This is a genomic window from Micromonospora sp. NPDC051141 (genome assembly GCF_044455765.1).
Lineage (GTDB): Bacteria > Actinomycetota > Actinomycetes > Mycobacteriales > Micromonosporaceae > Micromonospora.
On the sequence record NZ_JBITFD010000020.1, the window covers coordinates 119,541 to 137,537 of the forward strand.

Sequence of the window (17,997 nt, forward strand, 5' to 3'; positions counted from 1 at the left end):
GGCATCGACGGGATCCACGGCGGGACGGGCGAACATGAGCTTCGGGCTGGTGTCCTTCGGGGAGGCGCTCGGCGATCCGGCGCCGGTGGCGGACGTGGTGGGGGAGTACACCGACGACGTGCAACGGGTCCTCGGCTACGGCTACCGGCAGGTGCACCGCGCCGCCCCGGGGGTCGGCGTGACCGACCTCGCCGAACGGGCCGCCCGCCGGGCGCTCGACGCCGCCGCGCTGGCCGCCGCCGAGGTGGACCTGCTGGTGCTGGCCGTCACCGACGTCACCGAACACCTCTACTGGGACGCCGCCGCCGACCTGGCGCACCGGCTCGGCCTGGTGGACGCCGAGGCGGTGCTGCTCACCCAGGCGTGCACCACCGGTGTGCTCAGCCTCGACACCGTCGCGGGCCGGTTCGCCACCCACCCGGGGTACGCGGTCGCGCTGGTGGTGGCCGCGAACCGGACCTGTGAGGCGTACTGGAACCGGATGGACACCCAGCCGATGGTGTTCTCCGACGGCGCGGTCGCCACGGTGGCCCGGCGCGGGCACCCGCGGCTGCGCTGGCTGGCCACCGAGGCGGTGACCGACGGTCGCTACGCCGGGTTCCACCGGCTCGACAGCGGCGGCGCGGCGACGCCCTTCCGGCCCGGCGGCGAACCGCCCGCCGCCCTCGACGGGTGGCACGTGATGGAGTTCTTCGACTACGACGCCGAGCAGTTCGCGCAGTTCGCCCGCGAACTCGACGAACGGGCCGTGCGGGTCACCGAGCGGGCCTGCGCCCGGGCCGGTGTCGCGGTCGCCGACCTGGCGCGGCTGATCCTGGTCGGCGACAACCAGCGGGCCATGGCGTCGCTGGCCGGGGCGCACGGCGTGCCGCTGGCCCGGACCAACCGCGAGCTGGCCGCCGAGCACGGGCATCTCGGGGCCGCGGACCAGCTCTTCGGGCTGAGTCGCCTGCTGGCCGCCGGGGAGCTGGTCGAGGGCGACCGGGTCGCGTTGATCTCGCTGGGCCGGGGCATGCACTGGGCCTGTACCATCGTCGCGGTATAGGCATCGATCATCCGGTCGGTCTGCCAGCGCGCCGCCGCCGCTGCCGCCGGAGGACCCGTTCCGGAAGGGACACGGCATGTCCAGTCGGCTGGTGCGGCTCGTCGCCGACGTGCTGGAGCTGCCGGTCGACGAGGTCGACGCGCAGACCGGGCCGGCCACCACGGCCGCCTGGGTGAGCCTGCGTCACCTCCAGATCGTCGCGGCGGTCGAGGACGCCTACCGGGTCACCATCACCCCGCGCGAGATCCGGGCCGTGCGGTCGGTGGCGGACCTGCGCGCGCTGCTGGCGCGGCGGGGCGTCGAGGAATGACGGCCGTCGCGCCGTCCCCGCTCGGCGACGCCGACCTCGACGCCGGGCTGCTCATCCGCCGCTTCGAGGAGGAGCTGCTCCGCCTGTACGCCGACGGCCACCTCGCCGGCACCACCCACACCTGCCTGGGCCAGGAGCACATCCCGGTCGCGCTGGCCCCGTTGCTGACCGGGGACTACGTGTTCAGCAACCACCGGGGGCACGGGCACTACCTGGCCCACCGCGCCGACCCGCACGGCCTGCTGGCGGAACTGCTCGGCCGGGACGGCGGGGTGTGCCACGGGCACGGCGGCAGCCAGCACCTGCGCCGGGACGGGTTCCTGTCCACCGGGGTGCAGGGGGAGAGCCTGCCCGCCGCGGTCGGCGTCGGGCTGCACCTCAACCGCACCGGGCAGGACCGGATCGTGGCGGCCTACGTCGGCGACGGCACCTGGGGCGAGGGCGCGGTCTACGAGGCGCTCAACATGGCGCAGCTCTGGCGGGTGCCGCTGCTGGTGGTGGTGGAGCACAACCGGATCGCCCAGTCCACCCCGACCACCGCGCAGTTGGCCGGCACCATCGCCGGCCGGGTGGCCGGGTTCGGGATCACCGTCAGCGAGTCGGACTCACTCGACCTCAACGAGGTGCGGGCCGCCGCCGCACCGCACGTCGCGCGGGTCCGCGCCCTCCGGCAACCGCACGTGCTGGTGCAGCACACGGTCCGGCTCGGCCCGCACAGCAAGGGTGACGACTCCCGCGCCGCCGACGAGCTGCGCGAGCTGCGCCGGCTCGACTGGCTGGAGCGCTACGCCGCCGCGTACCCGGAGCAGTTCTCGGCGGCGGACGCGCGGGCCCGGCGGCGGGTCGCGGACGTCTCGGCCGAGGTGCTGTCCCGGCCGTTGGTGAACGGCGGCGTGGCGTGACCCGCGCCGAACGGGTGAGCGAGAACCTCAACCGCGCCCTGCACGAGCTGTTCGCCGCCGACGACCGGGTCTGGCTGCTGGGTGAGGACGTCGCCGACCCGTACGGCGGCGCGTTCAAGGTCACCCGGGGGCTGTCCACCGCCTACCCGGACCGGGTGCTCTCGACGCCGCTGAGCGAGAACGGCATCACCGGCGTCGCGGGCGGCCTGGCGCTCTGCGGCGACACCGTGATCGTCGAGATCATGTTCGGCGACTTCGCCGGTCTCGCGTTCGACCCGATCCTCAACCTCCTCACCAAGTCCGTCAGCATGTACGGCGAGCGCACCCCGATGCGGGTGGTGATCCGCTGCCCGGTGGGCGGCGGTCGGGGCTACGGCGCGACGCACAGCCAGAGCGTGCAGAAGCACTTCATCGGCATCCCGCATCTCGCGCTCTTCGAACTGTCGCCGCTGCACGACGCGGCCGACGTGCTCGCCGCCGCGCTGTCCCGGGGCGAGCCGGCGATGCTGTTCGAGGACAAGATCCTCTACACCCGCCGCCGGTACGTCGACGGCCGCGTCGACGACCGCCTCGTCGTCGAGATGCGGGGCGATGACCGCAACTGGGCCCGCGTGCACGACCCGGCCACCGACACCGCGCCGACGCTCGTCATCGCGCCCGGCGGGGTCGCCGACCGGGCCATCGCCGCCGCGCGGGACGCCGCCGCCCGGGGCCGCGCCGTCGAGGTGCTGGTGCCGGCCCGGCTCTACCCGGTCGACGTGGACGGGTTGCGCGGCCTGCTCGACGGCGCGGCCGGGGTGATCGTCGCCGAGGAGAGCACGGCCGGCGGCACCTGGGGCGGCGAGGTCGCCGCCCGGCTGCACGCCGAGGCGTGGCCGCTGCTGCGCCGGCCGGTCGAGCTGGTCAGCTCCGCCGACCGGGTCATCCCGTCCGCCCCGCACCTGGAACGCGCGGTCCTGCTCGGCGCGGACACCATCCTGGAGCGGATCATGCGGGTTCCGGCCGGCGGGCCGGCCGCGCCGCGGGCGGCCGGCGTCGACCCGCCGCCGGCCGGGTCGCGTCCGGTGGGGACCGCCGAGCCGGGCGTCCCGGTGCGGGTGCCCACGCTCAATCCGACCGACGAGAGCTACCTGCTGCTGGAGTGGCTGGCGCCGGCCGGCGCCACCGTCGGCGTCGGGGAGCCGATCGCGGCGGTGGAGACCGCCAAGGCGATCGAGGAGCTGGCCGCGACGCACGCCGGTGTGCTGCGGCACGACGTGGCCGCCGGGGCGGACTGCGTCCCCGGCGGCGTCATCGGCCGCGTCCTGCCGGTCGGGGCCGCGCCCGCCCCGACCGCGCCGTCCCCGGAGCCGCCGCCGTCCCCGGAGCCGCCGTACCCGGCACCACCGCCGTACCCGGAACCACCGCCGTACCCGGAACCGCCGCCGTACCCGGGCCCGGCCGCCGCGGCCCGGCCGCCGGTGGCGTCGCCGGCCGGACGGCCGTTGTCCCCGGCGCAACGCCGCGTCGCCGAGGTGGTGGCGACCTCGCACCGGGAGATCCCGGCCGCGTTCACCGTGGCGCGCGTCGACGTGACGGCCGCCCTCGGGTACGCCCGCCGGACCGCCGAGGAGACCGGCGCCGACGTCGGCCTCACCGAGCTCGTCATCGCCGCCGTGGCCGCGCTGCACGACCGGTTCCCCGACCTGTACGCCACACTCACCGGCGACGGCCGGGTGCGCGACGCGGCGCAGCCGGCGGTCGGGCTGACCGTGGACGTCGGCACCGGGCTGTTCCTGCCGGTGATCCGGGACGCCGCGGAGCTGGGCCTGGGCGACCTCGCCGACACCGTGGTCGCGCTGCGCATGCGGGCGCTGCGCAACCGGCTGTCCGAGGAGGACCTGATCGGCATGAACTTCCTGGTCGCGCTCAACGACACCCCGGGTGTGCTCCACGCCCGCCCGATCATCCCGCCCGGTGTCACCTGCGCGCTGTCGGTGCCCGACGTGCACCGCGAGGTCGTGCTCGACGCCGACGGCGGGCTACGCGAGCGGACCACCGCCGACCTCGGCCTGGCCTACGACCACCGGCTGGTCAACGGGGCGCGGGCCGGCGCGTACCTGGCCGCGCTCGCCGCCGCACTGCGCCGGTGACCGGGCGGACCCGGACGCATCGTCGACAGGCGATCTAAACTGCGTCGCGGAGCACCGTGAGTGGTCGGTGACCGCCTCCGACGGGGGTGATCAGCATGCTTGTCCGCGTCCTCGGCCCCTGCACCGCCGAGACCGACCGGGGCGACGCGGTGCCGCTCGGCCCGCCCAAGCAGCGGGCGCTGCTGGCCGCGCTGGTGCTGCGCGCCGGGCGGGCGGCGACCGTCACCGAACTCGTCGACACGCTCTGGCCGGACGACCCGCCACGGTCGGCGGTCAAGAACCTCCAGCTCTACGTGCACCAGCTCCGCAAGCTGCTCGGGCCGGCGCTCAGTCACCGCAACGGCGGCTACCGGCTCGACCGGGCGGCCTACCGGCTGGACGCCGCCGAGTTCGACGACCTGGTGGACGCCGCCCGGCGGGCCGCCGCGGCCGACGACCTGCCGGCGGCCCACGACGCCTACCGACGAGGGCTGTCGACGTGGCGGGGGCGCGCGCTGGCCGACCTGGTCGACCGGGGCCTGCTGCGGGAGGAGGCGACCCTGCTGGAGCGCCGGCACCTCGTCACGCTCGACGAGTCCCTGGCGGTGGAGGCCCGCCTGCACGGGCCGGTCGCCGTGCTGCCCCGGGCCCGGCGGCTGATCGTCGACCATCCGTTGCACGAGCCGTTGCGGGAGCACGAGCTGCGCGGGCTGCTCGCCGCCGGCCGCCACGCCGACGCGGCGACCGCGTACCGGGAGTTCCGTCGGCTGCTCGCGGCCGAGGTCGGGGTCGCGCCGGGTCCGACGCTGCGGGCGCTCGGGGCCCGGCTGCCCTGGCACCGCGCGGCCGAGCCGGGCCCGGCCCAGCTCCCCGCCGACCTGGCCGACTTCACCGGGCGGGCCGCGCAGGTGGCGGAGCTGACCCACCACCTCAGCGGTACGGCGGGCGCGCTACGCATCCACGCCGTGTCCGGCACCGGCGGGGTGGGCAAGAGCAGCCTGGCGGTGCACGCCGCGCACCTGCTCCGACCGCACTACCCGGACGGGCAGCTCCACGTGCGGCTGCACGGCCACGGGGAACGGCCCGTCGATCCGGCCGACGTGCTGGCGCAGTTCCTGCGCGCCCTGGGCCGGCCGGCCCCGCCGCCGGGCGGCGACCTCGACGAGCGCGTCCACCTCTACCGCAGCGCGCTGGCCGACCGCCGGGTGCTCGTGCTGCTCGACGACGCGGCCGGGGAGGGACAGGTCCGTCCGCTGCTGCCCAGCGGCGCCGGCTGCGCGGCGCTGGTGACCAGCCGCACGCCGCTGGCCGGTCTGGTCGGCGCCCGACACCTGCCGCTGGACGTGCTGGACGCGGAGGCGGCGGTGACGCTGCTGCTGGCCGCCGCCGGTCGGGACCGCGCCCGGGTCGATCCGGCCGACGCCGCGGAGGTGGTGCGACTCTGCGGTCGACTGCCGCTGGCCGTGCGGGTGGCGGGCGCCCGACTGGCCACCCGTCCGCACTGGACGCTTGCCGCGTTCGCCGGGCGCCTGGCCGACAGCCGCCGGCGGCTCGACGAGCTGCGCGCCGGGGACCTCGACGTCCGGGCCAGCTTCCAGCTCAGCTACGACGGCCTGGACCCGGACACCCGCCGCGCGTTCCGGCTGCTGGCCCTGCTGGACCAGCCGACCGTCACCGCGTGGCTGGCCGCCGCCCTGCTCGGCACCACGCCGACCGAAGCGGAACGGCTGCTGGAGTCGCTTGTCGACGCCCAGCTCCTGGAGTCGTCCGCCGGTGACCGGTACCGCCTGCACGACCTGCTCCGGGTCTACGCCGCGGAGACGGCCGCCGCCGAGCCCGAACCGGCGCGGCGGTCAGCCGTCGTCTCGGCGCTGCGGGCCTGGTTGACGCCGGCGGAACGCGCCGCCGCGGCGCTGACCGGCCCGGACGCCGAGCAGGCGCGGTGCTGGTTCACCGCCGAGCAGGCCGATCTGGTGGCCGCCGTCCGCCAGGCGCACCGGGCCGGCGCCTGGTCGGTCACCTGGCGGCTGGCCCGGTCGTTGACCCGGTTCCTGGAGGAACGCTCCCAGTGGGAGGCCTGGCGGACCACCCACGAGCTGGCGCAGGACGCGGCCCGCCGCGCCGGGGACGTCGCCGTCGAGGTCGCGCTCACCCAGCGCCTCGGTGACCTCTACCGGGACCGGGGCCGCTTCGTCGAGGCCGCCGACCACTTCGGCCGCTGCCTGGACCTGGCCGGACGGACCGGCGACGACCTCCAGCGCGCCGCGGCGCTGCGCGGGCTCGGCGACGCCGGCTGGGGACGCGGCGACGCGCGGACCGCGATCACCCGTTACCGTGCCGCGCTGCCGCTGTTCGTCGCCGGTGACGACCGGCGCGGCACGGCGGAGACGCTGCGGGGGCTGTCCGTGGCGTACCGGGGCCTGGGCCGGCTGTCCGACGCGGCGGCGGCGGCCCAGCGGTGCCTGAGCGCGTTCGCCGCGCTCGGGGACCGCGACAGCGAGGCGTACGCCCGGCGCACGCTGGGCAGCATCCGGCTGGACCAGGAACGCTACGACGAGGCCACCGAGTGCTTCCTGCGCTGCCGGGCGGACTTCGCCGCGCTGGGGGACCGGCTGGGCGAGGCGGCAGCGCTGCTCGGTCTCGGGATGACCCAGGTCGACCAGGAGCGCTTCGCCCGGGCCGTGCCCACCTACCGGGACTGCCGCGCGGCGTTCGCCGACGTCGCGGACGCGCTCGGCGAGGCGTACGCCCGACGGGGTCTCGGCGACGCGCTGACCGGGCTCGGGCGGCACGAGGAGGCCGCCGGGGAGTTGACGGCCGCGCTGGCGGTCTTCCGCGCCGGCGGGGACGTCCGCTGGGAGGGCTACGCGCTGTTCAGCATCGGCCGGCTGGAGCTGGCGCGGGGCCGGCCCGACGAGGCCCGCGCCGCCCTGAGCGGGGCGTTGCTGATCTTCGAGCGGATGGCAGCCGCGCTCTGGATCGACCGGACCCGGGGGCTGCTGGCCGCCCCGCCCCCGCACGCGGGCGGCGTCTGAGTCGCGCCGGTCCGCCCGTACGCCCTGCTCAGCTCGCCCGTATACCACCGCTATACCGGCCCGGCCGGATGGTGGTGGGGCCCGGCGTCGACCGGGATCGGTACGGGACCGCGGACGTGGCCCGGTCGGCGGTGCGACCGCCCGGACCACGTCCGCATCGATGCGTGAGGAGACACCAGTGGACGAGGACGAGAACAGCCGGCCGGGTCGGGGGCTCTCCCGGCGGTCGCTCATCCGGCTGACCGGCGGCGCGGCGGCGGTCGGCGTGGGCGCGTACCTGGGGGCGGGGCAGCCGGCCTCGGCGGCGCCGTTCTACCGGGCGCACGGCCCGGTGCTGACCGACGGCTACCAGACCTGGCTGACCGCGATCTCCAACCAGTCGGCCAACCTCGCCAAGGTCGTCACCGGGTGGGGGTTGGCGGGTGGCTGGGCGGCCAACCCGGACTACGTCTGGACCGCGTGCGGCGCCACGGACTACCTGATCGTGCGGACCGTCACCGGGGACACGAACACCATGATCGACGCGAACAACGCGGTGAACGAGATCCGGAACTCGCGGTTCTTCGAGTACAAGCGGATCCGGTCCGGCGCCGGCAAGTGCATCATCGAGCTCGGTAACGAGCCGAACATCGGGGTGAGCGACATCTGGGGTTACGGCTGGTGCCTCAGCGCCACCATCGACCGCATCCGGGCGGAGTTCCCCGGCGCGTTGATCTGCGGCACCGCCCTGTCGCCGAACAAGGGCGTGCGGCCCGACGACTGGTACGGCAACCAGAACTACCGGGACGCGATCGCCAAGTGCGACTTCGTCGGTGTCCACTTCTACAGCAACCCGAGCAACGGAAGCTTCACCGAACAGGGCAACGTCAACGAGCTGACCTACGCCGAGACGTTGCAGCGGGCCGGGTCGATCTGGCCCGGCAAGCGGGTGATCGGCACCGAGTACTCGATCCGCACCACCGCCATCTCCCAGTACGACAAGGGCTACAAGTACGCCAACCTGATCCACTTCGACAACTCGGTCGCCAGCAACCTGTGGGGCGCCACGTACTACCACGTGCAGACCAACCCGGGCGGCGTGGACGTCAACGAGAACGTCGGCTCCGAGGGCGCCCGCGGCTACCGTCGGCGGCTCAGCGAGGGCGGGCTCTGACCCGTTCGGGTGGGACCGGCCCGTGGGCCGGTCCCACCCGGGGACGCCGTCGATCAGGGGCACGGGTGCCGGGGTGGCCCGATCCGGGGACCGTGCCGCCCCGACCGCCGGGTCAGCTTCCGCAGATGCCGTACGCGTGCAGGCTCCACGAGCCGGCGAAGCCGTCGGCGTCCTCGTCCGCCCGCGTCCGCACGGTGTTCCCCCCGGTGATGTTGACCGCGGTGAGCAGCACCTGGCCGTTGCCGGCGTTGATGTCCGCGCCCGCGCTGTAGAGGCCCTTGCCGGCCGGGCACGCCGCGATGCTGTTGTCGGACGGGTTGCTCGCGCTCGTCCCGATCAGGGAGATGCGCTCCAGCCCGGCGGGCGCGGTGGCGCAGACGGCGATCGCGGTGGCGCTCCAGCCGGCCGGCGAGGTGCCCTGCACCGCGACCGCCCGGACGGTCACCGACGTCAGGTCGAACGACGGCACCACCTGGTCGAGCACCACGTCGCCCAGGCCGCTGTTGATCCGCCCGCCCATCCCGATGACCTTCTTCGTCCCGCAGCTCGCCGTGACGAGCGCCGTCCCGACCGCCCCGGTCGTGGCCACGACCTGGTAGCCGGCCGGCGCGGTGGCGCACTGGGCGAGGCTCTGGAGTCCCCAGTCGCCGACGAAGTTGACCGGGCCCACCTCCCGCATCGTCGCGACGAACCCGGTGCCGTTCGCCAGCGGCTCCAGCCGGTCCAGCCCGACCCGTCCGGCGGCCGACGAGCCGGCGGTGAGGAAGCCACCGCCTCCGGTGACCACCTTGCCGGCCGGGCAGGACGCGAGCGCGGACTTGTCCGCGCTGCTCTCGGCCACCGACTGGGTGACCGTCTCCAACCCCGCCGGCGTCGCCGAGGCCGGCGCCGCCCAGCCCAGGCCGGCCACCACGGCCGCCGTCGACATGGCAACCGTCAGCGCGCCCCGTCCCTTGGTTACCCGCATCTCGCTCTCCCTGTCCGTTTCGGCCGGCGTCGCGCCGGCCCGCCTCCCGCCGGACCCGTGGCCCGGCGGCTGGGGAAAGCCTGGGCGGGGCCGCTTGTCGTCCGCTATCCGACCGCTTGTCGTCGGCCACGTCGGCCACGCGGTCCATAGACTGGGTCGTCCGACCACGACTGACGGGGAAAGCCATGCGGTGGTCCCTCCTCGGTCCCGTCCAGGTGACCGCCGGTGGGCGGGTCCTTCCCATCGACCGCCCGCAGCAGCGTGCGGTGCTGGCGCTGCTGCTTCTCAACGCCGGCCGGCTGGTGCCCCTCGGGCAGCTCGTGTCGGCGCTCTGGGGCGCCGACCCGCCGGCCAGCGCCCGGACCCAGGTGCAGGTCTGCGTCTCCCGGATCCGGGCGGCCCTGCGGGACGCGGGCGCGGCCGACCTGCTGGCGACCCAGGGCGGCGGCTACCGGCTCACCGTGCGCGGGACCGAACTGGACCTCGCCGAGTTCACCGTGGCGGTCGAACGGGCCCGCGCCGAGGAGACGGCCGGCCGGCGGGCGGAGGCGGCGCGGCTGCTGCGCGACGGGCTGGCGCTGTGGCGCGGGCCGGCGTTGGCCGGTGCGGCCGGGGCCTTCGTCGACGACGCCGTCGCCGGCCTGGACGAGCAGCGGCTGCTCGCGTACGAGCGGCTCGCCGCCGTGGAACTCGGCCTCGGCCGGTTCGCCGCGACCGCGCGTGCGTTGCGTCCCCTGGTGGTCGAGCATCCGCTGCGGGAGCCACTGGTGGCCGGCTACCTGCTCGCCCTGGCCGGCTGCGGCCAGCGGGCCGCCGCGCTGCGCGTCTTCGCCGAGACCCGCCGCCACCTGGTCGACGAGTTGGGTGTGGAGCCCGGCCCCGAGTTGAGCGGGGCGCACCTGCGGGTGCTGCGGGGAGAGACCCCGGCCGGGCCGGCACCGGCACCCGCACCGGCACCCGCACCGGCACCCGCACCGGCACCCGCACCGGCACCCGCGCCCGCGCCGCCCGCCGGCCCGCCCCCGGCGCAGCTTCCGGGCGACCCCGCCTGGTTCACCGGCCGGACGGCGGCGCTGCGCCGACTGGACGCGCTGCTGCCCGCCGAACCGGCGGGGGCGACCGCGGACGGCGGTGAGCGTGCTCCGGGGCGGGCGGTGGTCATCTCCGCGATCGCCGGCACCGCCGGGGTCGGCAAGACCACCCTCGCGGTGCACTGGGCCCACCGGGTCGCGCACCGCTACCCGGACGGGCAGCTCTACGTCAACCTGCGCGGGTTCGACCTGGACGGGCGGGCCGTGCCGCCGGGCGAGGCGCTGCGCGGCTTCCTGGAGGCGCTGCACGTGCCGCCCCAGCGGGTGCCCACCGACCTGCCCGGGCAGGCCGCGCTGTTCCGGACCCTGCTCGCCGACCGCCGGGTCCTGGTGCTGCTCGACAACGCCCGCGACGACGAGCAGGTGCGACCGCTGCTGCCGGGATCGAGGGGCAGCCTGGTGGTGGTGACCAGCCGCAACCGGCTCACCGGGCTGGTGGTCAGCGACGGGGCCCATCCGGTGACGCTGGACCTGCTCCCGCCGGCCGAGGCCCGGGAGCTGCTGTCCGGTCGGCTCGGTCGTGGCCGGGCCGGGCGCGACCCGACCGCGCTGGACGAGATCGTGGGCCGCTGCGCCGGCCTGCCACTGGCCCTCGCCGTCGTCGCGGCCCGCGCCGTCGGGCAGCCCGACGTGCCGCTGGCGGCGCTCGCCACCGAGCTGCGCAACACCGACCCGGACCGGCTCACCGCGCTGGCCACCGGCGACCCCGCGACCGATGTGCGGGCGGTCTTCTCCTGGTCGTACCGCGCGTTGGACGCCGACTCGGCCCGGTTGTTCCGGCTGCTCGGGCTGCATCCCGGCCCGGACGCCGGTCGGGCGGCGGTGGCCAGCCTCGCCGGGTTGCCACCGGCCCGGGTGGGCCCGCTGCTGGCCGGGCTCACCCGCGCGAACCTGCTCACCGAACGCGCCACCGGCCGGTACGCGATGCACGACCTGCTCCGCGCGTACGCCTCGGAGTTGTGTCACGACACCGACCCGGCGGCCGAGCGGGAGGCGGCCCGGCGTCGCCTGTTCGACCACTACCTGCACGCCTCGCACGCGGCCGACCACCTGCTCGACCCGTACCGGCTGGCGCGGCCGGCCGCACTGCCGCCGCCCGAACCGGGGGTGACGGTGGGCGACCGGCCGGAGCACGCGTGGGCGACCGCGTGGTTCGCCGCCGAGCACCACGTCCTGCTGGCGTGCGTGGAGCAGGCGGCGGGCATCGGCCTGGACCGGCACGCGTGGACGCTGGCGGCGGCCCTCACCACCTATCTCGACCGCAGCGGGCACTGGCCCGAACTGGCCGCCGCGCAGCGGACCGCTCTGGCGGCGGCGGTGCGCCGGGACGACCTGGCCGGTCAGGCCCTGGCGCACCGGGGACTCGCCATCGCCTGCACCTGGTCGGGTGAGCACGAGGCGGCGCACCGGCACTACCGACGCGACCTCGAGCTGTACCGCGAGTTGGGCGACGACACCGGCCGGGCGCACACGCACCTCGGGGTGAGCTGGGTGCTCGCCCGGCAGGGCCGGCTGCGGGCGGCCCTCGACGAGACCCGGCTGGCCCTCGACCTGTACCGGGCCGCCGACTACCGGGTCGGCCAGGCGAAGGCGCTCAACAACCTGGGCTGGATGCACGCCCGGCTCGACGAGCCGGGGCCGGCGCTGCGCTGCTGCCGGGCCGCCCTGCGGCTGCACGAGGAGAACGGCGACCGGCACGGCGCGGCGCTCACCTGGGACAGCCTCGGCTACGTCCGGCACGGCCTGGGCGACCACGACCGGGCCGCGGACTGCTACCGGCGGGCGTTGGCGCTGCACCGGGAGCTCGGTGACCGGTACGACGAGGCGGAGGTGTTGGACAACCTGGGCGACAGTCTGCGGGCCGCCGGTGACGTCGACGCCGCCCGTCGGGCGTGGCGGGAGGCGCTGACAATCTTCGACGAGCTGCGCCATCCGGACGCCGGCCGCCCTCGGGCGAAGCTGGCCGCGCCGGCCGTCCCGGTGGCGTCGGCGGGCGTCGGCGAACTCTAGCGTCGCGGCGTCGTCACCGCGTCCGGTGGCGCCGGGGCCCGTCCAGGTGTGCGGCACCGGTTCGGGAGCGTCCCGTGGCGCCAGGCCCGCGCCTTTCGTCGGGTCACCTCCCGGTCGGGGCCCGCCACCGGGTGGTGACGGGCCCCGACCGGGTCGGCACAGCGGTCAGTTGAAGGTCGCGTCCAGCGCCGCGGCCAGCTTGTCGTGACCCGACTCGTTGGGGTGGGGGGATCCGCCGAAGGCGGTCTTCTGGAGGTCGTTGACCCCGAGGGCCGGAGCCGGGGCGAACCGCACCCTCGGGTTGTCCGCCGGCAGCCCGGTGCGGATCACCAGGTTGAGCTGGTTGGTCCACTGCGCGACGGTCGCCTTCCAGCCCGGGTCGTCGATCAGGTCCCGTTCCTGGGAGGGGATCTGACCCGGCAGGTAGCCGTGCAGCTCCTGGGCGAGGTTCACCCGGTACTGCTCGGCGAGCCGGCCGACGTCGAACCGGGCCGGGCTGATGTCGTAGTAGCCCATCCACACCACCTTGTCGGCGCCGGCGCCGAGCACCTCGTCGACGATCTCCTCGACGTCCGTCTTGATCTGCTGGTAGAGGGCCGGGCCGTCCCAGGTGGGCACCTCGACCCGGTGGTGGATGTACCTGATCCCGGTGACGTCACCGACGATCTTGCCGTGACACGCGCCGCCGTCGATGACCCTGGCCTTCGCGGTGAAGTTGCCCGCCCGGTCGAACCAGTCCATCTGCGCCTGCAACGGCAGCTTGTGCTCGGTGAAGTACCGCTGCATCAGTTCGCGGTAGTGGTCCATCAGCCCGCAACTGGCCAGGGCCTTGAGCAGCCCCGTCCAGGTGGTGTTGTTCACCCCGCCGGTGCTGACGAAGTAGGCGGCCTTCCGGTCGGCCTTGGCCTGCTGGATGGCCCGGGTGGCCAGGTCGACGGGGGGCCAGTTCCGGGCCCAGGGGTTCTGGCAGGCGTCCTGGTGTCCCGGGGCCGCGCCGAGGATCTGCTGGGTGCCGTAGCCGGTGCGGGCGAAGTTGTAGTACTCGACGACCCGTTGGTTGCGATTGACGGCGTACTTGCCGGCGTAGCTGAACAGCATGTCGTTGCCGGGCATGCCGCGGAAGTCGGCTCTCGTGTTGCCCACGCAGGCGCCCATCGGGAAAGCGTTCATGAACTGGAGGTGGGCGGAGGTGACCGAGTCTCCGGTGGCCACGAGCACCACCGGCTGGGCGGGGTTGCGGTTCGGCGGGCAGTAGCGGTCCTTGCGTGCCTCGCCCAGCCTCTCGTCGGCCGCGTTGCCCGGACACGGCGGGCCGGGCGTCGGGCTGGGCGGCGGGTCCACCGGGCCGGTGGGCGGATCGGTGGGCGGGTCGGTGGGCGGCGGGCCGTCCGTCGGTGACCCGCTGGGGCTGGTCGACGGGGAGGCGCTGGGGCTGGTCGATCCGCTGGGGCTGGTCGAGGGGGATCCGCTGGGGCTGGCCGATCCGCTGGGGCTGGTCGACGGGGATCCGCTGGGGCTCGCCGATCCGCTGGGGCTGGTCGACGGGGAGGCGCTCGGGCTGGCCGATCCGCTGGGGCTGGTCGACGGGGATCCGCTCGGGCTGGCCGATCCGCTCGGGCTGGTCGACGGCGAACCGCTGGGGCTGCCCGACGGGGAACCGCTCGGACTGCCGCTCGGTCCCGGCGACGAGCTGGCGCACGGCGACGAGCTGCTGCTCGGGCTCGGGCTCGCGCTGGTGCTCGTCGGCGCGCTCGGGCTGCCGGTGGGACCGCTCGGGTAGGCCGACGTCGTCGTCCCGGCGAGGGCCGGCTCCGCGGCCACGGTCCGCCGCACCGGGGTCGCCGTCGTGGTCGCGGTCCCCGTCGTGGTCGGGGTCGCCGACGGGCAGCCGTTCGCCTCCTGCCAGTCCTGCACCAACGCCTGGTGCACGTCGGCGGGCAGCGGTTCCCCGTCCGGGACGCAGGGGTCGAAGGTCCAGCGGGTGAGCACTCCCCGGTAGGTGATGTCGCGGGTGCAGATCCCCGGGTCGGCGCCGGCCTGGGCCGCCACCGGCCTGACGGTCACTGGCTCGGGAGGGGTGACGTGGACACCGATCCCCAGGGTGAGGCCGAGGACGGCCACCGTCGCCAGGGCGGCGGTGACAGCGCCCGATGCCCTCGCCCTTCGGTGCAACGCGGATGTCATGAGCTGGCGTCTCCTCTCGTGCGGTCGGCCGGCGCGGGCGCACGACGCCGGTCGGTGCTCCTACGCCTCGCGTGGAACGTAGCCACGGGTGATAATTCGTCGATGAATCCGCGGTGAGGCGGTGGGACTGATCGTGCGGATACGAGCGCTGGGACCGGTGCGGATCTGGGACGGCGCGCAGTGGGCGCCGGTCACGGCGCCGCACCACCGCGTCGTGCTGGCCGTGCTGCTGGCCGAGGCCGGGCGACCGGTGAGCAGGGATCGACTGGTCGACGAGATCTGGGGTGACCGTCCCACCCGGACGGCGGCCAGCGCCGTCAACGGGTACGTCATGCGTCTGCGCCGGTTGCTGCGGGCCGGCGGGGCCGGCGACGTGGTCAGCCGGGCGGCCGGCTACGAGTTGGTGACCGGCGAGGACACGATCGACGTCCAGGTGTTCGAGCGGATGGCGCGCGCCGGGAAGCGGGAGGTCGCCGAGGGCCGCGTCGCCGACGGGGTACGCCAGTTGTCCGGCGGCCTGGCGCTGTGGCGCGGCCCGGCGCTGGCCGACGTGCCCGAGACGCTCACCGTCTCGGCGGCGGCGGCCCGCCTGGAGCAGCTCCGACTGGCGGCGTACGAGGAACGCTTCGCCGCGCAACTGGAGCTGGGCCAGCACGCGGAGATCGTCGAGGAGCTGGCCGCGCTCGCGGACGCGCATCCGATGCGCGAGCGGCTCTGCCGACACCTGATGGTCTCCCTGTACCGCTGCGGGCGGCGGGCCGAGGCGCTGGAGGCGTACCGCCGGGTCCGTGACGTGCTCGTCAACGAGACCGGGATCGAGCCCGGCCCGGAGCTGCGGGACGTGGAACGCGCCGTGCTCACCGACGACCGGAGCCTCGCCGCGCCCGCCGTCCGGCCGGTGACCCCGGCGCAGTTGCCGGCCGTGGTCACGCACTTCGCCGGCCGCCGCGATCCGCTGGCGGCCCTGGACGCCCTCGCCGGCCAGCGGCCCGCGCCGCCGGTGGTCGTCACGGGGCTGGCCGGGGTCGGCAAGACGGCGCTGGCCGTCCGCTGGGGGCACGCGGAGCGGGACCGGTTCCCCGACGGTCAGCTCTACGTCGACCTGCGCGGCAGCTCACCACGGCCGCCGGTGACACCGATGGCCGCGCTCGTCCACTTCCTCCAGGCGCTGGGCGTACCGGCGGAGCAGATCCCGGCGGAGCCGGACGAGGCGGTCGGGCTCTACCGCAGCGTGACCGCGCTGCGGCGGATCCTCGTCGTGCTCGACAACGCCGCCGACGCCGACCAGGTCCGTCCGTTGCTGCCCGGGGGAGCCGGCTGCGTGGTGCTGGTGACCAGCCGCGAGCAACTGCGTGGCCTGACCGCCCGGGAGGGCGCGGTCCGGCTCCGGTTGGACGTGCTCTCCCCGGTCGAGGCCGACGACCTGCTGGCCATGCTGCTGCCCGGGGCGGCCGGGCGGGACACGGCGGAACTCGCCCGACTGTGCGGCTACCTTCCCCTGGCCATGCGCATCGCCGCCGCGAACCTGCGGGCCGAGCTGACCCCGATCGGCCGGTACAACCAGCGGCTCGCCGCCGGCGACCGGCTGGCGGCGCTCGGGGTTCCCGGCGACACCACGACCGCCACCGTGGCCGCCTTCGACCTGTCGTACGAGGCGCAGCCGGCGGCTGCCCGCCGGGTGTTCCGGCTGCTCGGTGTCGCTCCGGGGGATGTCGTCACCCCGCCGGCCGCCGCGGCCCTGGCCGACGTGCCGGTGGCCGAGGTGGAGCCGCTGCTCGACGCGCTCGCCCGGGCCCACCTGTTGGAGCAGTCCGCTCCCGCCCGCTACCGCTGGCACGACCTGGTGCGCCTCTACGCCCGGCGACGCGGCTCGATCGAGGACACCGATCGGGAGGCGGCGCTCGACCGCCTGTACGACCATTACCTGTCCACCATGGACCTCGCCGCCGGCCTGCTCTATCCGAGTGTCGTGCGGCTGCCACTGCCGTCCGGCGTGAGCGCGCGGCACCGGGTCGGGTTCTCCACCGCGGCCGAGGCACGGAGTTGGGTGGAGGCCGAGCGGGACAACATGATCGCCGCCGTCATGGCCGCCGGGCCGGAGCACCGGACGGCCGCCTGGCGGCTCACCGACCACCTGCGCTGGCACCTCGACTTCACCTCGCCGTCGGCGGAGTGGCTGCCGGTCACCGAGGCCGCTCTGGCGTACGCCCGGGAGGACGACCATCCGTTGGGGCAGGCCGCCGCCCACCTGAGCCGGGCCACCGTCCTGCTGGCCACCAGCCGGTACGCCGAAGCGCTCGACGACTTCCGGCGGGCGCTCGGGTTCGCCCGGCGCGGTGGTTGGGCCGAGGGCGAGGGCAGCGCCCTGAACAATCTCGCCCACGTGTCGTTCGAGACCGGCCGGCTGGACCTGGCCGCCAGCTACAGCATCGAGGCGTTGGAGATCGACACCCGGATCGGCCGGTTCGCCGGCCGGTTGGCGCGGTTGGCCAATCTCGGCAACATCCGTCTCCAACAGGGCCGGCTGGCCGACGCCGTCACCTACTGCGAGCAGGTCATCGAGTTGGAGAGCCGGGTCGGCGAGTGGCACGGGCAGGGCACCGCGCACGGCTGCCTGGGTGAGGCCCACCTGCTGCTCGGCCGCTACGACGAGGCGTCGGTCCAGCTCGGCCGGGCGTTGGCCACGCACCGGCGGGCCGGCGCCCGCAGCTGCGAGGCCGACACCCTGCGGCTGCTGGCGGCGGTCCACGGGGCCACCGGTGACCTCGACCGGGCGCGACGCGACGCGACCGAGGCGCTGCGGATCGCCCGCGAGGTCGGTGACCGTTGGGTCGAGGCGCACGCCCTGCTCGCCCGCGCCGACCTCGACCTGCGGGCCGGCGACGCCGATCCGGCGATCGACCGCCTGGGGCAGGTTCTCGCCCTGGCCCGGGGCGACGGGGCCCGGCACGCCGAGGCGCAGGCGTTGATCGGTCTGGCCCGCGCCCACCGGTTGCGCGGCGGGACCGGGGAGGACGAGGCGCGGGCGTACGCGTCGCGGGCCCTGGCCATCTCCCGCGAGTACGGCTACGAGCTGTTGGCGAAGGCCGCGTCGACGGTGCTCGGTCCGGAGCCCGCACGCGTCGGGCGGTCGGCCGTCGATCCGGCGACGGAGAGCCGGTCGGCGTCGGACGGCTGAATACGCACAAT

Annotated in this window: 11 protein-coding genes; 9 read left to right on the forward strand and 2 right to left on the reverse strand. The window is 75.6% G+C overall.

What is annotated here, in order from left to right:
• The first annotated feature begins 34 nt into the window (after nucleotides 1-34).
• The 6 genes from ACIA6B_RS29610 (at nucleotide 35) to ACIA6B_RS29635 (ending at nucleotide 8,556) form a co-directional block, all read left to right on the forward strand.
• On the forward strand, nucleotides 35-1,045 hold the full coding sequence (locus ACIA6B_RS29610) for a 3-oxoacyl-[acyl-carrier-protein] synthase III C-terminal domain-containing protein (protein ID WP_396778354.1): 1,011 nt from the start codon (nucleotides 35-37) through the stop codon (nucleotides 1,043-1,045).
• Nucleotides 1,046-1,121: 76 nt separating this feature from the next.
• On the forward strand, nucleotides 1,122-1,355 hold the full coding sequence (locus ACIA6B_RS29615) for an acyl carrier protein (protein ID WP_281939165.1): 234 nt from the start codon (nucleotides 1,122-1,124) through the stop codon (nucleotides 1,353-1,355).
• Entirely contained in the window at nucleotides 1,352-2,257 is a 906-nt protein-coding gene (locus ACIA6B_RS29620; protein ID WP_396778356.1) for a thiamine pyrophosphate-dependent dehydrogenase E1 component subunit alpha, read from the forward strand. The genes ACIA6B_RS29615 and ACIA6B_RS29620 overlap by 4 nt, the downstream gene beginning before the upstream one ends.
• Nucleotides 2,254-4,389 (forward strand): 2-oxo acid dehydrogenase subunit E2, encoded by a 2,136-nt coding sequence (locus ACIA6B_RS29625; RefSeq protein ID WP_396778358.1) that lies wholly within the window; start codon nucleotides 2,254-2,256, stop codon nucleotides 4,387-4,389. The genes ACIA6B_RS29620 and ACIA6B_RS29625 overlap by 4 nt, the downstream gene beginning before the upstream one ends.
• Nucleotides 4,390-4,484: 95 nt before the next feature.
• Complete coding sequence (locus ACIA6B_RS29630) at nucleotides 4,485-7,403, forward strand: AfsR/SARP family transcriptional regulator (protein WP_396778360.1); 2,919 nt, start codon at nucleotides 4,485-4,487, stop codon at nucleotides 7,401-7,403.
• A 178-nt stretch (nucleotides 7,404-7,581) separates the two neighbouring features.
• Nucleotides 7,582-8,556 (forward strand): hypothetical protein, encoded by a 975-nt coding sequence (locus tag ACIA6B_RS29635; RefSeq protein ID WP_396778361.1) that lies wholly within the window; start codon nucleotides 7,582-7,584, stop codon nucleotides 8,554-8,556.
• Between the two features lie 112 nt (nucleotides 8,557-8,668).
• On the opposite strand, the gene ACIA6B_RS29640 is transcribed toward ACIA6B_RS29635, so the two are convergent.
• Nucleotides 8,669-9,523, reverse strand: a complete 855-nt coding sequence (locus ACIA6B_RS29640) for a hypothetical protein (RefSeq protein ID WP_396778362.1) — start codon at nucleotides 9,521-9,523, stop codon at nucleotides 8,669-8,671.
• Between the two features lie 185 nt (nucleotides 9,524-9,708).
• Between ACIA6B_RS29640 and ACIA6B_RS29645 the strand changes: the two genes are divergently transcribed.
• Nucleotides 9,709-12,624: an AfsR/SARP family transcriptional regulator gene (locus ACIA6B_RS29645; protein WP_396778364.1), complete on the forward strand. Its 2,916-nt coding sequence runs from the start codon at nucleotides 9,709-9,711 to the stop codon at nucleotides 12,622-12,624.
• Between the two features lie 165 nt (nucleotides 12,625-12,789).
• Here ACIA6B_RS29645 and ACIA6B_RS29650 read toward each other — a convergent pair whose 3' ends face one another.
• The gene (locus tag ACIA6B_RS29650) at nucleotides 12,790-13,965 is read right to left on the reverse strand and encodes a hypothetical protein (RefSeq protein WP_396778366.1); all 1,176 of its coding nucleotides are present in this window, start codon (nucleotides 13,963-13,965) and stop codon (nucleotides 12,790-12,792) included.
• 7 nt (nucleotides 13,966-13,972) lie between these two features.
• On the opposite strand from ACIA6B_RS29650, the gene ACIA6B_RS29655 reads away from it, so the two are divergent.
• Both ACIA6B_RS29655 and ACIA6B_RS29660 read left to right on the forward strand, forming a co-directional pair.
• Complete coding sequence (locus ACIA6B_RS29655; protein ID WP_396778367.1) at nucleotides 13,973-14,404, forward strand: hypothetical protein; 432 nt, start codon at nucleotides 13,973-13,975, stop codon at nucleotides 14,402-14,404.
• A gap of 525 nt (nucleotides 14,405-14,929) precedes the next feature.
• Nucleotides 14,930-17,986, forward strand: a complete 3,057-nt coding sequence (locus ACIA6B_RS29660; protein WP_396778369.1) for a BTAD domain-containing putative transcriptional regulator — start codon at nucleotides 14,930-14,932, stop codon at nucleotides 17,984-17,986.
• The last annotated feature ends 11 nt before the right edge of the window (nucleotides 17,987-17,997 follow it).

Excerpts from the sequence above, each read along its gene's own strand:
- ACIA6B_RS29610 (WP_396778354.1), top strand. The coding sequence starts at position 35 with ATGAGCTTCGGGCTGGTGTCCTTCGGGGAGGCGCTCGGCGATCCGGCG.
- ACIA6B_RS29615 (WP_281939165.1), top strand. The coding sequence starts at position 1,122 with ATGTCCAGTCGGCTGGTGCGGCTCGTCGCCGACGTGCTGGAGCTGCCG.
- ACIA6B_RS29620 (WP_396778356.1), top strand. The coding sequence starts at position 1,352 with ATGACGGCCGTCGCGCCGTCCCCGCTCGGCGACGCCGACCTCGACGCC.
- ACIA6B_RS29630 (WP_396778360.1), top strand. The coding sequence starts at position 4,485 with ATGCTTGTCCGCGTCCTCGGCCCCTGCACCGCCGAGACCGACCGGGGC.
- ACIA6B_RS29640 (WP_396778362.1), bottom strand. The coding sequence starts at position 9,523 with ATGCGGGTAACCAAGGGACGGGGCGCGCTGACGGTTGCCATGTCGACG.
- ACIA6B_RS29645 (WP_396778364.1), top strand. The coding sequence starts at position 9,709 with ATGCGGTGGTCCCTCCTCGGTCCCGTCCAGGTGACCGCCGGTGGGCGG.